This window comes from Longicatena caecimuris (assembly GCF_018406465.1).
GTDB classification, from domain to species: Bacteria; Bacillota_I; Bacilli_A; order Erysipelotrichales; family Erysipelotrichaceae; genus Longicatena; species Longicatena caecimuris.
Window position 1 is genome coordinate 1,421,610 of the sequence record NZ_AP024510.1, and the last position, 20,264, is coordinate 1,441,873.

The window sequence follows — 20,264 nt, forward strand, 5'->3', positions numbered from 1 at the left end:
CAAAAAAATTACCTGTTCATGATTTTAATTTCAATCTTAGTTGTAAAATGTAACCGTTTACGATATACTCAATACAGATATAAATATAAAATGGAGGAAATTATGATTGTAAATTTTGAGCAGAAAGAGCGCTTACCATTAAGCAAACATGAGATAACACGGAAAGGTGAGCTTATAGGTACTACTGTTTTACCCGAAGCGTGGATAGGAACGATGCAGTTGCTTGGTCATGATTATGAGCTAAATGCAGAAGGTTTTGAAAAAGTTGTTATTCGTAAAGATGGCATGCCATATGCTGAATGCATGAGCAGACTACATGTTACAAAACAAATTCTTTTTGTAAAAACAGGATGGGAATATTATGAACTTATAACGCCGGAAAAAACCTACCAAATCTATGAAACAGGGCTAGGGGCAGATAAACATTTTTATTCATTTTATGAACATGATCAAGTTGTGGCAATTATTCATAAAAGCGACGTAGTAAAGCGTTTTTTAGACACGTATACGTTTTACATGAAGGAAGAACAGCACCTAGAAGCGGTAAGTTTGTATTGTCTGTTTTTAGAGAGTACACAATATTATGATATGGATGCTACAGGGAATGAATCTTCTGCAACAGAAACAATCACTATGCAAAAGGAGTTAAAGGAGAAGTATGATCCTACCTTTATTGAGCAGGTAATTGCAATGGACAAAGAGTAACGGTTTCCACAGGTCGATTCTTTTATTTATTGCGTTTACATGTTATTAAGCAAATCACGAATGGTTTACGATTATATGAAAGAGCTTAAAAGCTCTTTCATTGTTTTTTGATATTTTCCTTTGTGGTTGGCTGATGAAGAATCATTAGGAATCTCATACTCCTTCTTTTTTTTTAGCGTTAGGCGTGATAAAATAAAACAAGGTGATAAAAATGATAGCATTTATTCGTGGGACGATTCACAGCTACAGCAATGATTCTTTGATCATAGATAACAATGGCATTGGTTATCGTGTATATATCGCAAATCCACAGGCTGTACGTTTGAATACAGAAGTAACCTTGTTTACCTATCAGCATGTTCGAGAGGATGCTATTACGCTGTTTGGTTTTACAAGTATGGAAGAACATGATTTGTTTTTGCAATTGATCAGTGTAAAAGGTGTGGGCCCTAAAACAGCATTGGGTATGTTGGCGGTTTGTCCTGCTAAAAATATGATCATGGCAATTGAAAATAATGATGTCAAAACATTAAAAGGATTACCAGGCATTGGTGCTAAAACAGCAAGTCAAATTGTTTTGGATCTGAAGAATAAATTGGTCGAAGAAGTAACTGAAATTGAGGCAAAAGAAAATGCCCAACTGTTGGATGCCATAGAGGCATTAAAAGCTTTAGGCTATAAAAATGCTGAAATTAGCAGTGTGAAAAAAGAATTAATGGCCATGGAAGAGTCTACGACTAGTGATCAATATATTCGAAAGGCATTATCTATATTGGCAAAAAGAAAGGGAGTATAAGGCATGGAACGTGTGCTTTCAAATGAAATGCAGGGAGTTGAGGAAGAGGATACACTTCGTCCTTCCACATTAAAGGAATATATCGGGCAGGCGCAGTTAAAAGAAAATCTAGCAGTATTTATTCAGGCAGCGAAGCAACGCAATGAAGCTTTGGATCATGTCTTATTGTATGGGCCTCCAGGATTAGGAAAAACCACATTGTCTTATATCTTGGCAAATGAAATGGGTGGGCATATTAAAACAACCAGTGGACCATCTATTGAAAAAAGTGGAGATTTGGCTGCTATCTTATCAACTTTAGAAGCAGGAGATGTTTTGTTTATTGATGAAATACACCGCTTACCCAAACAAGTCGAAGAGGTGCTCTATCCAGCAATGGAAGATTATTGTATTGATATCGTAGTCGGTAAAGATTCCAGTACGACACGCTCTATCCGTTTGGATCTTCCACCATTTACTTTAGTGGGCGCAACGACTAGAGCTGGAGATCTAACAGCACCATTGCGAGATCGTTTTGGTATAGTATCGCAGCTGGAATTTTACAGTCTAGATGAGTTGCAACAGATCATATGGCGTACAAGCCGTGTCATGGATACGGAAATTGAAGAGGAAGCCGTATTGGAAATAGCATTGCGTTCACGTGGAACCCCACGTATCGCAAATCGTTTATTTCGCAGAGTGCGTGATTTTGCACAAGTTATGAATGATGGCATCATCGATAAGGCAGTCGCTGCAATGGCCCTTGATAAGTTAAAGGTCGATCATTTAGGCCTTGATAACGTTGATCATAAATATTTGAAAGGAATCATTGAACGATTTAAAGGCGGTCCGGTTGGCTTGGAAGCTTTAGCTAGCAGTATCGGTGAAGAAGCTATGACATTAGAAGATGTGTATGAACCATATTTATTACAAATCGGTTTTATAAATCGTACACCCCGTGGTCGCATTGTAACGGATAAAGCATATCGTCATTTGGGTTATGATATGGAAGAAGGGTTATTCAAGTTATAATTAAGCTTTCGCTTGTGTCTTCGCATACATTAACATACAGCAAGCGATAAAAGCCAGAGCTTTGGAAAGCATTTCTATAATGGACAGTAAAGAAATGCCGCTTAATAAAAAGACGGGTATGCAAAATAAAAGAATCATTCCTAAAGCGCTGAACAGCGCTTTTTTCTTTGTTTTGATGCCTAACCAGACACCTCCACAACCATAAGCAATAGCTCCGCCAATCCAATTCAGAATATGAAAAGTTTCAGCTGAAATCCAGGTAAAATAGTATAAAGCGGCAAAGATAAGAGAAAATAACAATGTGAGTGCTAAAAGAATAGCGGCACTTTGAAGGTAAGTCTGTAACTTTGATTTCAATGGGAATCACCTCATTGTAATGTATGAAAAAGTTTGTCGGACTATGCAAGGAGGATGAAAAATGCAAGAATATATCACATTGATGATAAAATGTCTCGTCGTATACTTTGTCATTATAATTGCCTTACGAATCATGGGAAAGCGTGAAGTTGGTGAATTATCTGTATTTGATATTGTTATTTATTTGGTTATGAGTGAATTGCTTGCTATTTCTATTACCGAATCACATGAAAGTATTCTCAAATCACTCGTACCCATTTTTACCTTGGCCGTTTTACAAATCATTATCAGCTGGATCTTATTAAAAAGCAAAAAAGTACGTGATATTTTTGATGGTAAAAGTGTTATTTTAATACATAATGGACACATCAACCAAGATGCAATGCGTAAGAATCGATATAACATTGACGATTTGATGAGTCAAATACGTTCGCATGATCTATGTACGCCTGATGAAGTGGCTTTTGCTGTATTGGAAAATAATGGACAATTAAGTGTGTTGCCGAAAAAAAGCTGTAAAGTCAAGCATCCGGATCCATTGATCAGTGATGGCATTATCAATAAAAAAGCACTGAAGGATCTGCATCGCGACAGTGAATGGCTGAAAGCCTGTATGAAAGAAGAAGGGATTCAAGATGTTAAAGATATCTTTTTATGCATCTGGCAAAAAAATGCTTTTTTTATCATTAAGAAGGAAATAGACTCCCAAAATAAGATGTTTTGATTTTATCATGTCGCCATAAGAAATTAGATGGTATAGATAGAAATTTTTCCATGTTTCTATCTTTTTTATAATGTGCAATAATTATTTGTTTTTGGTAAAAGCGAACCATAGGCGAATGGCATGAAGACAAGTCGTGACCAACATACCAGCACTGATTGCTATGCTTAATGCATCAGCGAACAGGATATGTGATAAAAAGGCGACACAGCATAAACGGGTAAAGGAGCCTGCAAAGGTATCGTATACTGTTTTTTTACTGAGCGACATCGCATGCAACATGCTACTTAAAGGAGGCTGCAGCGAATACAGTGCAAAGGGAATGGCGAGTTGTTTTAATAAAAGGGCACCGCGTGTATTGTGGTAAAAAAGCAATAACAATTCTTCATTAAAAAAATAGCATAGGAAACTGCAGATAGCACCGACAATAAAGCAACTTGCTAAGATAAAAGAAAATTGATGACGGGCTGTCGCTTCATGTCCACGGGCATAATGATACGTAAAAGAAGGAAGTAAAAAATTACTTAAGGTGATGGTTAAAAAACTAGGCATCGTGATGATTGGCAAAACATAGCCATTCAATTGTCCATAGGCATGAATCATCGTATCACTTTGTAAGGCACTTAAACCAATTACCATGACAATGGGCTCTAAAAAATAGGTAAAAGATCCGATTAAACGACTTCCGGTCATAGGGATGCTGATGGATAATACTTCATCAAATTGCTGACGATGCAATGTGTGAAATAAGGTTGGTAATTGTCGGATATCATGTTTATGCTGACGAAGGGCGAACAGCATATACAAACTGCTACATAATTCACCGACACTGATTGAATACATGGCAATTTTTGCCATTGTGACATTAGTTAACGAGTGATCCATAGAGAACATAACAAGCAAAAAGAGGATACGTGAACCTTCTTCAAATAATTGACAGGCAGTTGCTTGAACGTGCTGTTGCTTCCCGAATAAATACCCCTTTAATATACCGGATATGCTCACAAGGGGAATTAATGGTAAAATGGCGTATAACACCGGTAATATTTCACGCTGTTTTAAAATATAGAAAGATAAAAAGGGAAGAAGAATGAAAAAGGCGGCGATAATTACGATATTATTTATCATGGAAACAAGGATACTTGCTAAAAGTGGTTTACGCGTATCCTTGCTTTGGGCAATGACCTTGCTCAAAGCTCCAGGTATCCCCATTTGCGCTAAGGTAATCATAATGACCATGGTTGGGGAAGCGAGTGTATAGTAATTCATTGCAGACTCACTTAGAGTGCGAGCTAAAAGAATACGTACAAGAAAAGATAAGATTTTAGCAATCACGGAAACCAACAGTAAAAGAAACGTTGAACGCAGCAATGTTTTTTTCATAAGAATCATCCTTGTCTGTATCAAAGTATATGAAACGTATGCAAAAAACATGTGCATACCATGGAAAGATGGTGTTCGCAGCAATATAAAGGACCTTTCTTGCTGCTTTTTAGGCCTTTCATTAGAAAGTTGAAATGATGTGAAAATACCCTACTTGGAATTTCATATTGCCTTATGAAAAGGAATGATGTAAAATATGTGTTATGGTATTGAGGAGGAAACTATGAGTGAGCAAAGTCTGATTGATGATAAATACATAAAACTTGCCATCGCCCTAAAGGCCAATGAACTCAAACGAGAACAGTTATCTTCCTTAACATATCAGCATGTAGAAAGTGCATTAATTGGAAAATGGAAATATGAGAAAGTAGATAGTGTGCATGATGCGGTGAATGATGTCATGCAGCTGAGTGCTAACGATGTGGTCGCATATTTATCTAATGAGGCCATTTTACTTGGCGCAAAAATGAAGATTAATGACTTTGAAGATTTATTTGGAGGAGATAAGCAATGAAAAAATCGCGTTTAGTTGTTTTTGGCATCACGGTTTTGACAATTTTGGCAGTCATTGTCACTTGCAGTGGAATGATCAAAGATAACATGAGGCTTGGTTTGGATCTGCAGGGTGGATTTGAAATTCTGTATGAAGTAAGTCCGCTGGATGGAAAAAAGATGCCAAGTATGAGCGCAGTGGCAGAATCTGTAAACAAACGTGTCGATGTGCTTGGTGTTAATGAACCAGATATTACGGTGGAAGGTAATAACCGTATTCGTGTACAGTTAGCTGGAGTGAAAAATGCCGACCAGGCAAGAAGGGTAATTTCATCTACTGCAAATTTAACATTCCGTGATGTGAATGATAATCTGCTGATGGATGCTAGTGTTTTAAAAGAAGGAGGAGCCAGTGTTACAACAGATCAATATGGCAATCCCGTCGTTAGTTTGAAACTGGCAGATCAAAGTAAATTTTATGAGGTTACCAAAAAGGTTGCGGCAATGGGAGATGGTCAAAATCTGATGGTAGCTTGGCTGGATTTTGACCAGGCAACAGATTCTTATGCAGCAGAAAAAACAAAAGAGAAACCAAAATATATTTCTGCGGCATCTGTAAAAGAGGGAATTAATAGTACGAGTGCCCAAATTAGTGGGAACTTTAGCAAAGATGAGGCAAATGAATTAAAGGATCTTATCAATTCAGGTTCCTTGCCTGTGAAAATGGTCGAATCCTATAGCAATGCGGTAACCGCTGATTATGGTATTGATGCCTTTTCAACAACCATGATGGCTGGTGCTGTAGGTATTGCTTTGATCATGTTGTTTATGATCTTATATTATCGTTTACCGGGCGTTATATCCGCAATTACAATTGCATCTTACGTCTTTGTTGTCTTCTTGATTAATAACCTAATGGGAGCCGTCTTTACCTTATCAGGTATCGCTGCCTTGGTATTGGGTGTCGGAATGGCAGTCGATTCTAATATTTTGACATTCGAGCGTATTCGCGATGCTTTATATAGTGGCAGAAGTGTCAAAACAGCCTTCTACGAAGGTAGTTCCAAATCATTTGTCACGATTTTTGATGCTCAGTTTACGACCTTTATTTCCGCATTGATTCTGTTCATCTTCGGTACAGGTAGTGTAAAAGGTTTTGCGACCATGTTGATCGTGTCAACGATTTCTACATTACTGGTTATTGTCTTTGTAGCTAAATTCCTTTTGAAGATGCTCGTGGACAGTGGCAAATTGGATGATAAGAAGAGTTGGTTTGGTGTCAAGAAAAATCAGATTCCAAGCGTTGCTAACGGAGAATCACGTTTCTATTATGGACGCTTTAAAGGATTTGACTTTGTTGGTAAAGCAAAATATTTCATCTTTACTTCTTTGACTATTATGGTCATTGCCATTGGCTGTATGGGCTTTAATGGTTTCAAAGGCGATGGTATCTTAAACTTCGGTATTGATTTTACCAGTGGTACAAAAATTACGGTACAAAGTGACAGTGCAATCAAAGCTGATGAATTAAAAACACAATTAAAATCTTTGGGTATTCATGCGAACAGTGTGAAGATCAATGGTGATAAGAATGAGATTGCACATGTCTTTGTTAAGGAAGCGGTTAATACAAGCACGATGGAAAAAGCGAAAACGGCTTTGAAGGCAACATACAAACATGATGTCAGCGATAGTACTGTTACACCAGTCATCGGTCGAGAATTAGTAAGAAAAGCTATTGTTATTTCTGTATTGGCATGGATTGGTGTTATGATTTACATTTCCCTGCGTTTTAAATGGGATTATGCATTAAGTGGTATCATTGCGTTGATACATGATGTCTTTATCATCTTATGTTTCTGTGCTATCTTCCGTTTAGAGGTGAATACGGAAATCATAGCTGTAATGTTGGCAATCATTGGTTATTCTATTAATAACTCCATTGTTGTCTTTGACCGTATTCGAGATCAGGTTAAAGAAAACCGACATGAAAAACTGGATCAGGTAAAATATAAGGAAATTGTGAACATTGCCTTGCAGAATACGGCAACACGATCAATTTTATCTACTTTTACGACTGTATTACCGGTTATCTGTCTGCTAGGTTTGGGTAGTAACGCAATCTTCACCTTCTGTTTGGCTTTGTTTATCGGTTTAATTGCCGGTGCTGGAAGTTCTTTGTTTATTGCTGCACAAGTATGGTATCAACTGCGTATGCGTGAAAAACCTAAGAGCAAAAAGGTGCATAAAAAACATAAAAAAGAAGCTGTAGAAGAAATGATCGTTCCAGGCTTAAATGATTATTAATCAAACATTTGCGCAAATACTCTTTGTTTAGAGTATTGCGCTTTTCTTTTTGATATGTTGTCTACATTTACACTTGCCATGTATTTATGATATAATCCTAAGACAAAGAGAATGAGGTGGAACGAATGCTCATATGTCCGAAATGTCATGAACAATTAAAAAAAGAAGAACACGTATGGCGCTGTGCAAAAGGGCATAGTTATGATATAGCTCGTCGCGGATATGTTAATCTGGTGCTTGGTTCCCATAAGGCAAGCGGTGATGATAAAGCGATGGTACGCTCTCGTACCCGTTTTTTATCCCATGGTTATTATCATATTCTGCAAAAACGATTAGCGACAATGTTACAGAAATTAGCATTGGAAACGCTGATAGATGCAGGGTGTGGAGAAGGTTATTATACAAATTATTTTCAGGAAGTATTGCCTGCCACACAAATTTATGGCTTTGATTTAAGCAAGCATGCGATTGATGAGGCTTGTAAAGCGCATCGTGGTGTAACTTATGGGGTGTGTAACATCTTCCATTTACCAATAGCCAAGCATTGTGCAGATGGGGTGGTGTCTGTTTTTGCCCCTGTGGATAGCAAAGAAAATTATAGAGTATTAAAAACAGGTGGTTATTTTTTAAAGGTAGGTCCTGGTCCAAAGCATCTATATGAGCTGAAACAACTGTTATATACGGATGTGTATGAAAATGAAATTGAAACAGGTTATTCCGGTTTTACCTTACTACATGAAGAAATTGTAGAAGATACCATTACAATTCAGGATGCTCAGGATATTTGGGCACTGTTTCAAATGACTCCATATTATTGGAGAACTCCTAAACAGCAAGCAGAGGCATTAAAACAATGCAAGGAATTGACGACACAGATATCTTTTCATATTGCGTTGTATCGCAAAGAATCCATGAAATAGCCTTTCCAAATAAGAATTGGCTATGATATAATAAACAAGAATTCAGGAAGAAAGGCGGAAATAGAAGAATGGCATTTGAAAGTTTGAGTGAACGTCTGGGAAAGGCGTTTAAAAATATAACAGGTAAAGGTAAATTAAGCGAAAAAAATATGAATGATATGTTGCGGGAAGTGCGCATGTCATTATTAGAAGCTGATGTGAATTATGGTGTTGTAAAAGATTTTATCGCTCGTGTAAAAGAAAAAGCATTGGGCACTGAAGTGATGACTTCTTTAAACCCTGGGCAAATGGTCGTTAAGATCGTTCATGATGAAATAGTTGCCTTATTAGGAAATGAAGAAGCTCCTATCAATTATAAGAAAACGGGCATAACAACCGTCATGATGGTTGGTTTACAGGGTACTGGTAAAACAACGGCGGCAGCTAAAATCGCTAATGTTATGAAGAAGAAACAAAGTCGTAAGCCATTATTGGTTGCCTGTGATGTAATTCGTCCGGCGGCGATTGAACAGTTGAAAACACTTGGTGAAAGCATTGATGTCGAGGTGTTTTCTTTAGGGGTTGAAACAAAGGCATTAGAAACAGCGCAAAAAGCGATGGATTATGCCAAAGAACAAGGCTATGATACGGTTGTCTTTGATACCGCTGGGCGTTTGCATATAGATGAAGAATTGATGCAAGAATTGTCTGATATTAAAGCGTTTGTTCATCCGGATGACATTTTGTTAACCGTTGATGCTATGACTGGACAGGATATTGTGAATGTCGCAAGTAGCTTTCATGAACAGCTAAGTGTTACTGGACTTGTCTTAACGAAACTAGATGGTGATTCTCGCGGCGGTGGTATTTTATCTGTACGAAGCATCACACAAGTGCCTGTAAAATTTGTTGGTTTAGGTGAGAAAATTGAGGATTTGGATGTGTTCCATCCAGATCGTATGGCAGATCGTATCTTAGGAATGGGTGATATTCTTTCACTGGTAGAAAAAGCTCAGGAAAAAATGGATATGGAAGCTAGCACCAAATCAGCAAATCGTATGATGAGTGGACAATTTACATTGAGTGATATGTTAATTCAATATGAACAAATAGAAAAGATGGGGTCTTTAGGCGGCATGATGAAATTGTTGCCTGGTATGGGACAGATGGCAAATCAAATTGATGAGGCAAAGGCAGATAATAAATTGAAAAAAAGCAAGGCTATCATCCAGAGTATGACGCCTGAAGAAAGAGAAAATCCTAATATTCTTAGAGCAGGAAGAAAAAATCGTATTGCTAAGGGAAGTGGAACTACGGTGGCTGATGTAAATCGTTGCATTTCCGAATATGAAAAGATGAAGACGGTGATGAAACAGATGATGTCAATGTCAAAAAATGGAAAAATGCCTAATATGGGAGCCATGGGAGGCATGAAAAATATGCGTGCTATGAACAAAGCTATGCGTGCAGGAAAAAAAGGCAGAAGATTTTAAATAAGAGGCTGTAACGAATAAGAAATAGCCTCACAAATAAAAATACGTCAAACTCATAAGAGAATGGCGTATTTTTTTTGGTATAATTTAACTATGGAAAACATCAATGTGTTCGAGTTAAATTATCCGTATCTGAACAATATGGATTATACTACACAACAGTTGATTTTACCACTGGATTTAGGAAAAAAGTTAAATTCTTCTGATCCGGTGTTCAGTTTTCTTAAAGTGATGGAAGGAGTAAATTGGAATACATATCTGAATCGACCTTCACATAAAGGTCGTGAAGAATACAATCCCTTTAAGATGATTAAAATCGTTCTGTTTGCGTTCATGAATAAAATTTATAGTTTGAGAGGTATTGAACAGGCCTGTAAAACGGATATCCGTTTTATGTATCTTATGGAAGAAGAAACACCCAGCCATATGGCAATTCAAAGATTTATTGAGAAATATCTGAAAGATTCTATAGAAAATATATTTAAGGATATTTTTGAATCTATCTGTACACTAGACGACGTTGATACAAAGACTTTATGTATAGATGGAACAAAACTAGAAGCAAATGCCACAAAATTCTCTTTTGTATGGAAAAAGACCGCGGTCAAAACAAGAGATAAAACATTTACACGCATCAATGATGAAATACAGAAACTGGAGAATACAGAACCTAAAGATACATGGGCACCGGAAGAATTAGATGTCATCCTTGAGGCAATATTATCGCAATGTAAAAAGCAAGGATTCTCTTTTGTTTATGGTAAAGGAAAGAGAAAAACGCCGATACAAAGGATTTATGATAACCTTGCGGACTATAGAGATACCTTAGAAAGCTGCCTGACCAGAATTCAGATATGCGGTGAAGGCAGAAACAGTTATTCAAAAACAGATCACGATGCGACAATGATGCATATGAAAGAAGACTACTACATGAAAACCGGAATCTTCAAACCGGGATATAATGTGCAGATAGGTGTATGTGATGAATATATAGCATACGCATGTGTTTTTCAAGAGCGCAGTGATCAAAAGACATTTATCAAATTCCTTGATCGGTATTTAGAACAATATAGAAAACTCCCAGCAGTCGTAGTCGCAGATGCGGGATATGGAAGTTATGATAATTATATGTATTGTCTAACCCATAATATAGAAGCATATATAAAATATAGCATGTATAGCAAAGAGAAAGAAAAGAAATACAAAAAGAATCTATATAATAAAGCAAACTGGATGAAAGACACAAGCGGCAGATATATCTGTCCGGCTGGACATGTATTCACATGTATATCAGAAAGGGTAGATAAACGTAGCAAATATATGAGAATCAATCAAAGTCATAGCTGTGGCAAATGTGAAACCTGTGAACAGAAGAATGTATGCACAACCGCAAAAAGAAATCGCATTATTACAGTGAATCCGATACTAAATGAACTTCAAACAGAGGCAAAGAAAAGACTAGACAGTGAAGAAGGAATACAGTTAAGAATGAAGCGGTCTATTGAAACCGAAGGAGCGTTTGGAGTTATCAAGACAGATAACAAGTATGACAGAATTCACAGAAGAAGCATAAAAAATGTGGAAATGGAGATACAGTTAGTATCTATTGGATTTAACTTAATGAAATATCACAATAAAAAGCAAAGACCAAAGTATTCAGCATAGAGAATAAAAAGGGGGAGATGTTTTTATAATGCCTTAAAACAAAGGTTTATTCCTTTATCTAAAAATAAGAGATATTTTTTCAGAACAAAGCATAGAAAAAAGAGGTGTAACCTCATAGACTTGTCAATTCAGTCTATTTCGTTACAGCCTCTTTCTTATAAGGAGGATGTCTCATGAAAGTGTTTGTTTATGGTTTTCGAGAAGAAGAACGTGTATATTTTGAAGAATGTGCAAAACGATATGGAATTGCGTATGCTGCATGCAGTAAACGTCCAACCTTAGAAAATGCTCATTTGGCATGTGGTTATCCATGTATCAGCATCTTATCGACACCTTGTGATGCGGCCCTTATTGAATCCTTTCATCGTAAGGGTGTGCGTTTCATTTCAACACGTACGATAGGTTATGATCATATTGATTTGGCAGCTGCTAAAAAAGTAGGTATGGGAATAGGGAATGCCAATTATGCCCCGGAAAGTGTTGCCGATTATACAATTATGCTGATTCTGATGACGCTTAGAAAAATGAAACTTATTATGAAGAGCACGGAATTGCAAGATTATTCCTTTGAATCTGTACAAGGCAGAAATTTAAAGGGGAAGATAGTAGGGGTCATCGGTTGCGGCAATATCGGCACGACGCTGATACGTCATTTGGCAGGTTTTGAATGTGATATTTTGGCTTATAATCGACATATAAAACCAGAACTACTTCCGTATGCGCAGTTTTGCGATTTAGCAACTTTGTTGAAAAAAAGTGACATCATCACACTGCATCTGCCATTGCATGAGGAAACTTATCATATCATTAATCAAGAACGTATCGCTATGATGAAAGATGGTGTGATTTTGATTAATACGGCGCGAGGCGCTTTGATTGATAATGAAGCTCTGATAAAAGGCATTGAAAAGGGTAAGATTCAAGGAGCTGCTTTCGATGTGGTAGAAGGGGAAACAGGTATTTATTATCAAAAACAAAAGGGAAGAGTGTTGCCTTCACGAGAAATGTTGCTTTTAAATAGTTATCCTAATGTAATCTTATCTCCACATATGGCATTTCTGACAGATGATTCTAATCGCGATATGGTCTATCACTCAATGGAAAGCTGTCTTGCGTTTATGGAAGGGGAAGAAGATGCTATGCGAATCTTATAAATACCAATCCAGGATATAGCTTTTTGGCTAAAAGCAATATTTTATTGTTGAACGAATGAAACATGTATAAAAAATAAAAGGTGTAAAGGAAAAATACTTGACACCTTATAAAAATATGGTACAATAAACAAGCATAACGCAATATAGGAGGAAAAATACATGGTAAAATTAAGATTAAAAAGAATGGGTTCTAAAAGAAAACCTTTCTACAGAATAGTAGCTGCTGACTCTCGTTCACCTAGAGATGGACGTATCATTGAAACAATCGGTACTTACAATCCAACAACCAATCCAGCATCTATCACAGTAAATGAAGAATTAGCTGTAAAATGGCTGAAAGATGGAGCACAGCCTTCTGATACAGTACGTAACATTCTGTCTAAACAGGGCATCATGAAACGTCTGCACGAAGAAAAAAACGCTAAGTAAGTATGATTGATTACGAAAAAGTGTTATTGGATCTTGTAACACCGATGGTTGAAGATAAAGCGAGTGTTTCTGTGAAGAAAATGGATACATTGGATGAAAATGAAATCTTATTGTATGTATATGCAAACAGTGAAGATGTAGCCAGATTGATCGGAAGACGCGGTAGCATGGCATCTTCAATTCGTCAGATGATGTCTGTGGCATCAAGAAAAGAAGATAAACGAGTTACAATTAAATTCGAATCTTATTAGGATGCAGGAAAGCATCCTTTTTTCAGGAGGATCATATGAACGAAATCAACATAGGAATACTGGTAAATACACATGGTTTACGTGGCGAAGTTAAAGTGAAACCTACAACGGATTTTGTCGATATCCGTTTTGCGAAAGGAAAACATATTCATATTCAATATCAGCAACAGCTTCTTGATGTCTGCGTGGAGTATGCAAAATGGGCGAAACAGTTGTTGATTGTGAAGTTTGCAGGATATGATGATATCAATCAGGTTGAGGCATGGAAAGGCAGTCTTCTTTCTATCAGCGAGGAACAACTGCATGCATTAGAAGAAGATGAGGCGTATTTCTTTGAATTACAAGATTGTCAAGTATTGGATGAAGAGGGAAGATATTTAGGAGATGTAATCGAGGTGTTAGAAACTAGTGCCAATGCCATCTTGCGTGTTCGCAATGAAGAACGCGAATTTTTAGTTCCATATGTAAAAGCATTTGTGCAGGAATTTAAGCGTGAAGAGAAATGCATTGTGATTAAGCTGATGGATGGGTTATTATGAAGATTACAGTCATGACATTGTTTCCTGAATTTTTTGACAGTTTTGTTACAACCTCTATCATTAAACGGGCAATTGAACGTGAATTGGTTACCTTTGAAACGATTGATTTTCGCGCTTATACGAAAGATAAGCATAACCATGTTGATGATACCCCATGTGGTGGTGGACAGGGAATGGTTTTATCTTGTCAGCCGATTGCTGATTGCCTGAAGGATATTCGTACGCCATCTTCCTATGTGGTGATGTTATCACCGCAAGGAGAGACTTTTACGCAAGCAACAGCACATCATTTTGTGAAAACATATGATCATTTGATTTTTCTTTGTGGACATTATGAGGGTTTTGATGAACGCATTCGCTCGTATGTCGATTTAGAACTTTCTTTAGGGGATTTTGTCTTAACAGGTGGTGAACCTGCAGCAATGGTGATGAGCGATGCCATCATTCGCTTGCTGGATGGTGTGATTTTAGAAGATAGTCATGCGGATGATTCTTTTGAAAATGGTCTTTTAGAATATCCACAATATACGCGTCCGATTGAATTTGAAGGGCAGCGGGTGCCAGAGGTATTGCTGAGTGGCCATCATGCGAATATCCGACGCTGGCGGCTAAAACAGTCTTTAAAGAAAACGCTGGAGCGCCGTCCGGATTTGTTGGCTACACGTGTTTTTACTAAAGAAGAACAAGAATTGATGGAAGAAGTGCGAAAAGAAGCAAAGGAAGATTTGCATACAAAAAATGATAAATCTTAAGAAATATAAAGAATTTGCGAAATTTATGTAATTTCTTTTCAGATGGGCATGAAAAATGGTATGATTATAAGGGAAAGAACCCGAACTTTCCAAAGAGCAGTGTCTTCATGAATGACTGTAAAATTTTACAAATTCCTATTTACAAGAGAAACGAAAGTGTGCTATAATCAATAAGCCTATTGGCAAACGAGGTTCCGCTGGACGTCTTAATTGTTTATGAGCCCAACGTAAATATATTGTAGAAAAGGAGCGCCGAGAGTATGAATTTACAGTTAGTTAATGAAGTAACAAAATCTCAATTGAAGAAAGACATCCCTTTCTTTAAATCTGGTAGTACCGTTCGTGTACACGTTAAGATTAAAGAAGGCGACAAATCACGTATCCAGGTTTTTGAAGGTCTGGTAATCGCACGTCAGGGTGGAGGAATCGCTGAAACATTTACAGTTCGTAAGATTTCTAACCAGATTGGGGTAGAAAGAACTTTCCCAATCCACTCTCCAATTGTTGAGAAGATTGAAGTTGTCCGTCACGGTAAGGTTAGAAGAAATAAATTATATTATCTTCGCGGACGTTCAGGTAAAGCTGCTCGTATTAAAGAAATTCGTTAAGAATGAGAAAAGTCGGGATATGTTCCGGCTTTTTCTTTTATAGATTGTGGAGGAGTCGCAATGCACAAATCTGTGAACAGCAAACACAGACAAGAACGTGACGAGACTCTGGGAAGAGTTATCGGCAGTAATCTTCTATCGTTATTGAAGATTTTTTTGGCATGCTTCGTGCTTGTATACCTTACCATTAATTTTGCTGTAAGACCAATTCACGTCAGTGGACAAAGCATGTTTCCTACGATTGAAGAAGGCGACTTTGCGCTAAGCAATGCGTTCAGTGCAAAATTTCAAGAAATAGAGCGTGGGGATATCGTTATAGCTTATGAGAATAAGCAGATGCATCGCATGATCATTAAACGCGTAATTGGTTTACCGGGGGATCGCATATCTTGTAAAGATGATAAAGTATATGTGAATGATAAGGCATTAGATGAGCCGTATTTAGATAATGAATGGGCAAATGCCATACGTGATACTGTCGATGCATTTACGGAAGATTTTACCGAAGTGTGTTTACAGGAAGATGAGTATTGGCTAATGGGAGACAATCGGATCAATTCACGTGATTCGCGTGACTTTGGACCTTTTAAACGCAGCCAGATCAAAGGAAAGGATGCGTTGGTCATTTTCCCTTTTCATAAGATACATATACCAAAGTAGGTGAGTTCATGCAAAAGAAAAAAACAAAATGGGATAGATTTTATCAAGTTATAGATACTGTGAGAATGTTTGCCGTCTGTATGCTGATCGTCTTATTGATGTTTACCTTTGTGTTGCGAGGTAAGACAATCGTGGGGGAATCTATGTATCCGACCTTAAAGGATGGGGAACAGGTTTTTATCAATGTTGCAGCATCTTATTTAAGCGATATCAAACGGTTTGATATCGTTGTAGTAAAACATGCATCTGATGATGATTTATGGGTGAAGCGTGTTATCGGTTTGCCCAATGAAACTGTAGAATATAAAGGTAACAAACTGTTTATCAATGATTTAGAGGTTAAAGAACCCTTTTTAGACAACACGTATAGAAAACGTATTGAGAAAGAAAAAGGTATGTTTACAGCAGATTATCCTAAGCATACATTAAAAGCAGATGAATATTTGCTGGTTGGTGATAACCGCGTTAATTCTTTGGATTCACGCTCAGAGAGTGTGGGGCCTTTTAAGCGAAGTCAAATACTTGCGAAAGGCATGTTTGTCTATTATCCTTTTGAACAAGCGAGGTATGTAAATTATGGAAAATGATAAGATAAGAATACAATGGTTTCCGGGTCATATGACCAAAGCAAAACGTGAAATGCAAGATAAGATGAAGATGGTGGATTTGGTTATTGAATTAAGAGATGCCCGTATTCCTAATGCTTCCAAGAATCCGATGATTGAAGAATTGATTCAGCAAAAGCCAAGACTCATCATTCTTTCTAAAAAAGATAAGGCTGACGCGGCTATTACAAAGGCATGGATTCAGACTTTGAGCAATGCGTCCACAATGGTCTTAGCTTTGGATATCATAACTGAAAATATTACGCCAAAGATCGTAAAAGCTGTACAGACACTGATGCAGGCGAAAATTGAGCGTATGATACGAAGGGGCATGAAACCGCGTGCGATGCGTGCTATGGTGGTTGGTGTTCCCAATGTAGGAAAATCTACATTTATCAATAAGATTTCAAAGAAAAAAATTGCTGTTACCGGAGATCGCCCGGGTGTTACGAAATCACTGCAATGGTCAAAAATCAATAAAGATTTGGAATTATTAGATACACCAGGTGTTTTATGGCCGAAGTTTGAAGATGAACGTGTTGGTATCTTGTTGGCCATCACCGGTGCTATCCGAGATGAAATATTGCCTTTAGAGGAAATTGCAGCTTGGGCTATGCGCTATCTGTTGCAGCATCATGCGCAAGCATTAACGAAACGTTATGATATCGCATTGTGCTCAGACCCTTATGAAATGTTAAATCGAATTGCGCAAAAGCGTGGCTACATGCGTAATCATGAAATCGATGAAAAGCGCACCATTGAAACGTTTTTGCGTGAATTGCGTGATGATAAGCTTGGTCCAATTAGCTGGGAGGTTCCGGATGCAGTGTGAGAATGCTTATGAAATAGCTTGGTGGAAAGAAGGTAAAAAGAAAATCATTGGTATTGATGAAGCTGGACGTGGTCCTATTGCTGGACCATTGGTTGTAGCAGCAGTCAGCTTTCCTGTTGGTTTTTCGCATGAAAGTATTTATGATTCAAAAAAACTCAGTGAGAAGAAACGCAAGGCCTTGTTTCAAGAAATCATTCAATTGGCTAGTGAATATCATATTAAGATTGTTTCTCCTCAAATAATCGATGAACAAAATATTTATCGAGCAACACAGTTGGCGATGCTGGAATTATCGAACAGCTTTCATGATGCTGATGGTGTTTTGACAGATGCCATGCCCTTGCCCAATGCGTCATTGGATGTCATATCTTTAGTAAAGGGAGATCAGAAAAGTGTTAGTATTGCGGCTGCCAGTATTTTGGCAAAAGTCACAAGGGATTGTATTATGTGCGCGTATGATAAACAGTATCCACAATATGGTTTTGCAAAGCATAAAGGATATCCTACGAAAGGGCATCTTGAGGCAATGCATACTTATGGAGTGATTAACGATATCTATCGAAAAAGTTATGGTCCGGTTGCGGCTATGCAACAATTGGTATTTGATCTTTAGCAGATAAGGAAGCAGTATGTGCCTGCTTCTTTTTTACTAAGATTAGCATAGAATCGCATTAGACGATTGCATTAGAACATCACCTAGGATGAGAAGTTTTGAGAACACTGTGAGTAAATTGTTTGTATTATAAGAAAAATAAGAAAAGTAAGAATAGTGGTTGCAAAAAAATAAGAAAAATAATATAATATGAATAAGAAAGGTGGTGTCAGGATGTTTACATGGGTCAAAGGTAATGTATATACGCTGATTTTGACGTTATATCCCAGTAATATCACGCTGAATAGTAGCGCAGCCGGTTACTTTGAAGATGTGCGATGGTGCATGATTGGTATTGATGCGGAAAACAGTCAATTGGGAATACGTCCGGTAAGTAAGCGCGAAATAGATTTGCATTTAGTAGAAATGGATCAATTGCATAAAATATCACTGGGTAAAGGTTATGCCCGAATCACAAACAAGGCAATCATGGAGGAAATCGCATTACTGACGCATCAGAAGATGGATGGTTTAAAAGTCAATGCTCGCTTTGATGAAAAAGAAAATATGTTGATAGCAGATTTAAAAGACCTGATCAACAAGAATGAGGGGTGAAGAAAACATGGTAGTAATCTGGATTGGCATCAGTATTGCGGCACTGGTAGTAGAATTAATCACACCGACAGCCTTGGTTTCTATCTGGTTCGCCGTTGGCGGTATCATTGCTGTTTTGCTTAGTCTGTTAAATCTTCCTATATGGGTACAAATAGCCGGCTTTGCTATTGTTTCTATTGTCAGTATGCTTGTGGTAAGACCAATTGCATCCCGTTATTTACGTGGGAATACAATTGCCACAAATGCGGATCGCTGCATTGGTGAATTTGGTGTTGTGGTAAAACCGATCATGGCAGATGAATGGGGAGAAGTAAAGGTGAATGGCTCCTTATGGCATGCCATAAGTGTAGATGGTACACCAATTGAAAAAGCTGCAAGAGTGAAAGTAATTGCAATCGAAGGTGCTAAACTGCTTGTTCGTAAAGCGGTTTAACATAAAAAAGAAAGAAGGGTAAATGATGAATATTTTTACAATTATTATTTTAGTAGTAGTGGCATTGATTGTCATTGGGCTGTTTGCCTATTTGGTGCGTATTGTTCCACAAGCAAAGGCTTTTGTAATTGAACGTTTAGGTGCATATCATACAACTTGGAATACCGGTGTACATTTTTTAGTACCTTTTGTTGATCGTGTAGCTAATAAGGTAACGTTAAAAGAGGTTGTGAAAGATTTTGCTCCACAGCCGGTTATCACAAAGGATAATGTAACAATGCAAATTGATACGGTTGTTTATTTTCAGATTACCGATCCTAAACTTTATACTTATGGAGTTGTCGGACCAATTACGGCTATTGAAAATTTAACTGCTACAACATTACGTAATATCATTGGTGATCTTGAATTGGATGAAACTTTGACATCACGTGATATCATCAATACGAAAATGCGTTCAATTTTGGATGAAGCAACCGATCCTTGGGGAATTAAAGTCAACCGAGTGGAAGTAAAAAATATCATCCCACCGCGCGATATCCAAGAAGCGATGGAAAAACAGATGCGTGCAGAACGTGAACGTCGTGAGTCCATCTTACGTGCGGAAGGTGAAAAGAAAAGTGCTATTTTAACAGCTGAAGGTGAAAAAGAAGCAGTCATTTTACGCGCAACAGCTAAGAAAGAAGCGATGATTGCTGAAGCAGAAGGTCAGGCACAGGCAATGGAACGTATTTATGAGGCACAGGCACGTGGTATTGAAATGATCAAGACAGCGAATCCAACCAAGGAATATTTAAGCTTAAAAGGCTTGGAAACCTATGAAAAAATGGCAGATGGCAAGGCTACGAAGATCGTTGTACCTAGTGAATTACAGAATATGGCCTCATTGTTGACAAGTGCTCGTGAAATTCTGATTGACGATGCAGAAAAAGACTTTCTGCCAGATTTGAAAAAGAAAAATTAAT

The 20,264-nt window shown here is 37.5% G+C and carries 24 protein-coding genes; 22 read left to right on the forward strand and 2 right to left on the reverse strand.

Annotation, left to right across the window (positions count from 1 at the left end; genetic code table 11):
• Positions 1-102: 102 nt before the first annotated feature.
• From KJS44_RS06610 to ruvB, 3 genes are all read left to right on the forward strand, one after another.
• A complete protein-coding gene (locus tag KJS44_RS06610) occupies positions 103-705 on the forward strand; it encodes a hypothetical protein (RefSeq protein ID WP_008688689.1) in 603 nt (200 codons plus the stop codon).
• Between the two features lie 211 nt (positions 706-916).
• The gene (gene ruvA / locus KJS44_RS06615) at positions 917-1,501 is read left to right on the forward strand and encodes a Holliday junction branch migration protein RuvA (protein WP_008688686.1); all 585 of its coding nucleotides are present in this window, start codon (positions 917-919) and stop codon (positions 1,499-1,501) included.
• 3 nt (positions 1,502-1,504) lie between these two features.
• Positions 1,505-2,512: a Holliday junction branch migration DNA helicase RuvB gene (gene ruvB, locus KJS44_RS06620; RefSeq protein ID WP_008688684.1), complete on the forward strand. Its 1,008-nt coding sequence runs from the start codon at positions 1,505-1,507 to the stop codon at positions 2,510-2,512.
• Here ruvB and KJS44_RS06625 read toward each other — a convergent pair whose 3' ends face one another.
• Positions 2,513-2,869 (reverse strand): DUF3792 family protein, encoded by a 357-nt coding sequence (locus KJS44_RS06625; RefSeq protein ID WP_008688682.1) that lies wholly within the window; start codon positions 2,867-2,869, stop codon positions 2,513-2,515. It lies immediately after the preceding gene.
• A gap of 61 nt (positions 2,870-2,930) precedes the next feature.
• Between KJS44_RS06625 and KJS44_RS06630 the strand changes: the two genes are divergently transcribed.
• The gene (locus KJS44_RS06630; RefSeq protein ID WP_008688680.1) at positions 2,931-3,593 is read left to right on the forward strand and encodes a DUF421 domain-containing protein; all 663 of its coding nucleotides are present in this window, start codon (positions 2,931-2,933) and stop codon (positions 3,591-3,593) included.
• An 81-nt stretch (positions 3,594-3,674) separates the two neighbouring features.
• Here the strand turns inward: KJS44_RS06630 and KJS44_RS06635 are convergent, their stop codons facing one another.
• On the reverse strand, positions 3,675-4,973 hold the full coding sequence (locus KJS44_RS06635; protein ID WP_008688679.1) for an oligosaccharide flippase family protein: 1,299 nt from the start codon (positions 4,971-4,973) through the stop codon (positions 3,675-3,677).
• Between the two features lie 223 nt (positions 4,974-5,196).
• Here KJS44_RS06635 and KJS44_RS06640 point away from each other — a divergent pair, with 223 nt between their 5' ends.
• The 18 genes from KJS44_RS06640 to KJS44_RS06725 all read left to right on the forward strand — a co-directional run bounded on the left by KJS44_RS06640 (position 5,197) and on the right by KJS44_RS06725 (position 20,263).
• Positions 5,197-5,487, forward strand: coding sequence for a post-transcriptional regulator (locus tag KJS44_RS06640; protein ID WP_008688678.1), 291 nt, complete (start codon positions 5,197-5,199; stop codon positions 5,485-5,487).
• Positions 5,484-7,772, forward strand: coding sequence for a protein translocase subunit SecDF (locus tag KJS44_RS06645; RefSeq protein ID WP_008688677.1), 2,289 nt, complete (start codon positions 5,484-5,486; stop codon positions 7,770-7,772). The genes KJS44_RS06640 and KJS44_RS06645 overlap by 4 nt, the downstream gene beginning before the upstream one ends.
• 125 nt (positions 7,773-7,897) lie before the next feature.
• Positions 7,898-8,692, forward strand: coding sequence for a putative RNA methyltransferase (locus tag KJS44_RS06650; RefSeq protein ID WP_008688676.1), 795 nt, complete (start codon positions 7,898-7,900; stop codon positions 8,690-8,692).
• A 68-nt stretch (positions 8,693-8,760) separates the two neighbouring features.
• Complete coding sequence (ffh, locus tag KJS44_RS06655; RefSeq protein ID WP_008688675.1) at positions 8,761-10,164, forward strand: signal recognition particle protein; 1,404 nt, start codon at positions 8,761-8,763, stop codon at positions 10,162-10,164.
• A gap of 93 nt (positions 10,165-10,257) precedes the next feature.
• A complete protein-coding gene (locus KJS44_RS06660) occupies positions 10,258-11,829 on the forward strand; it encodes an IS1182 family transposase (protein ID WP_017144643.1) in 1,572 nt (523 codons plus the stop codon).
• A gap of 173 nt (positions 11,830-12,002) precedes the next feature.
• Complete coding sequence (locus tag KJS44_RS06665) at positions 12,003-12,983, forward strand: D-isomer specific 2-hydroxyacid dehydrogenase family protein (RefSeq protein WP_017144644.1); 981 nt, start codon at positions 12,003-12,005, stop codon at positions 12,981-12,983.
• 159 nt (positions 12,984-13,142) lie between these two features.
• Entirely contained in the window at positions 13,143-13,412 is a 270-nt protein-coding gene (gene rpsP / locus KJS44_RS06670) for a 30S ribosomal protein S16 (protein ID WP_008688673.1), read from the forward strand.
• 2 nt (positions 13,413-13,414) lie between these two features.
• Positions 13,415-13,663: a KH domain-containing protein gene (locus KJS44_RS06675; protein ID WP_008688671.1), complete on the forward strand. Its 249-nt coding sequence runs from the start codon at positions 13,415-13,417 to the stop codon at positions 13,661-13,663.
• 35 nt (positions 13,664-13,698) lie between these two features.
• Entirely contained in the window at positions 13,699-14,202 is a 504-nt protein-coding gene (gene rimM / locus KJS44_RS06680) for a ribosome maturation factor RimM (RefSeq protein WP_008688670.1), read from the forward strand.
• Entirely contained in the window at positions 14,199-14,954 is a 756-nt protein-coding gene (gene trmD / locus KJS44_RS06685; RefSeq protein ID WP_008688668.1) for a tRNA (guanosine(37)-N1)-methyltransferase TrmD, read from the forward strand. Before rimM ends, trmD begins: the two co-directional genes overlap by 4 nt.
• Before the next feature lie 260 nt (positions 14,955-15,214).
• Positions 15,215-15,562, forward strand: a complete 348-nt coding sequence (gene rplS, locus KJS44_RS06690; protein WP_008688665.1) for a 50S ribosomal protein L19 — start codon at positions 15,215-15,217, stop codon at positions 15,560-15,562.
• A gap of 60 nt (positions 15,563-15,622) precedes the next feature.
• Positions 15,623-16,222, forward strand: coding sequence for a signal peptidase I (gene lepB / locus KJS44_RS06695; RefSeq protein ID WP_008688664.1), 600 nt, complete (start codon positions 15,623-15,625; stop codon positions 16,220-16,222).
• A gap of 8 nt (positions 16,223-16,230) precedes the next feature.
• The gene (lepB, locus tag KJS44_RS06700) at positions 16,231-16,809 is read left to right on the forward strand and encodes a signal peptidase I (RefSeq protein WP_008688663.1); all 579 of its coding nucleotides are present in this window, start codon (positions 16,231-16,233) and stop codon (positions 16,807-16,809) included.
• Positions 16,799-17,659: a ribosome biogenesis GTPase YlqF gene (ylqF, locus tag KJS44_RS06705; protein ID WP_008688662.1), complete on the forward strand. Its 861-nt coding sequence runs from the start codon at positions 16,799-16,801 to the stop codon at positions 17,657-17,659. Before lepB (KJS44_RS06700) ends, ylqF begins: the two co-directional genes overlap by 11 nt.
• Positions 17,649-18,272 carry a ribonuclease HII gene (locus KJS44_RS06710; protein ID WP_008688661.1) on the forward strand — a complete coding sequence of 208 codons (624 nt, stop codon included), beginning with the start codon at positions 17,649-17,651 and terminating at the stop codon, positions 18,270-18,272. Before ylqF ends, KJS44_RS06710 begins: the two co-directional genes overlap by 11 nt.
• 213 nt (positions 18,273-18,485) lie before the next feature.
• Entirely contained in the window at positions 18,486-18,866 is a 381-nt protein-coding gene (locus KJS44_RS06715) for a hypothetical protein (protein WP_008688660.1), read from the forward strand.
• 7 nt (positions 18,867-18,873) lie between these two features.
• On the forward strand, positions 18,874-19,299 hold the full coding sequence (locus tag KJS44_RS06720; RefSeq protein WP_008688659.1) for an NfeD family protein: 426 nt from the start codon (positions 18,874-18,876) through the stop codon (positions 19,297-19,299).
• A 25-nt stretch (positions 19,300-19,324) separates the two neighbouring features.
• Positions 19,325-20,263, forward strand: a complete 939-nt coding sequence (locus KJS44_RS06725; RefSeq protein WP_008688657.1) for an SPFH domain-containing protein — start codon at positions 19,325-19,327, stop codon at positions 20,261-20,263.
• Position 20,264: the final 1 nt, after the last annotated feature.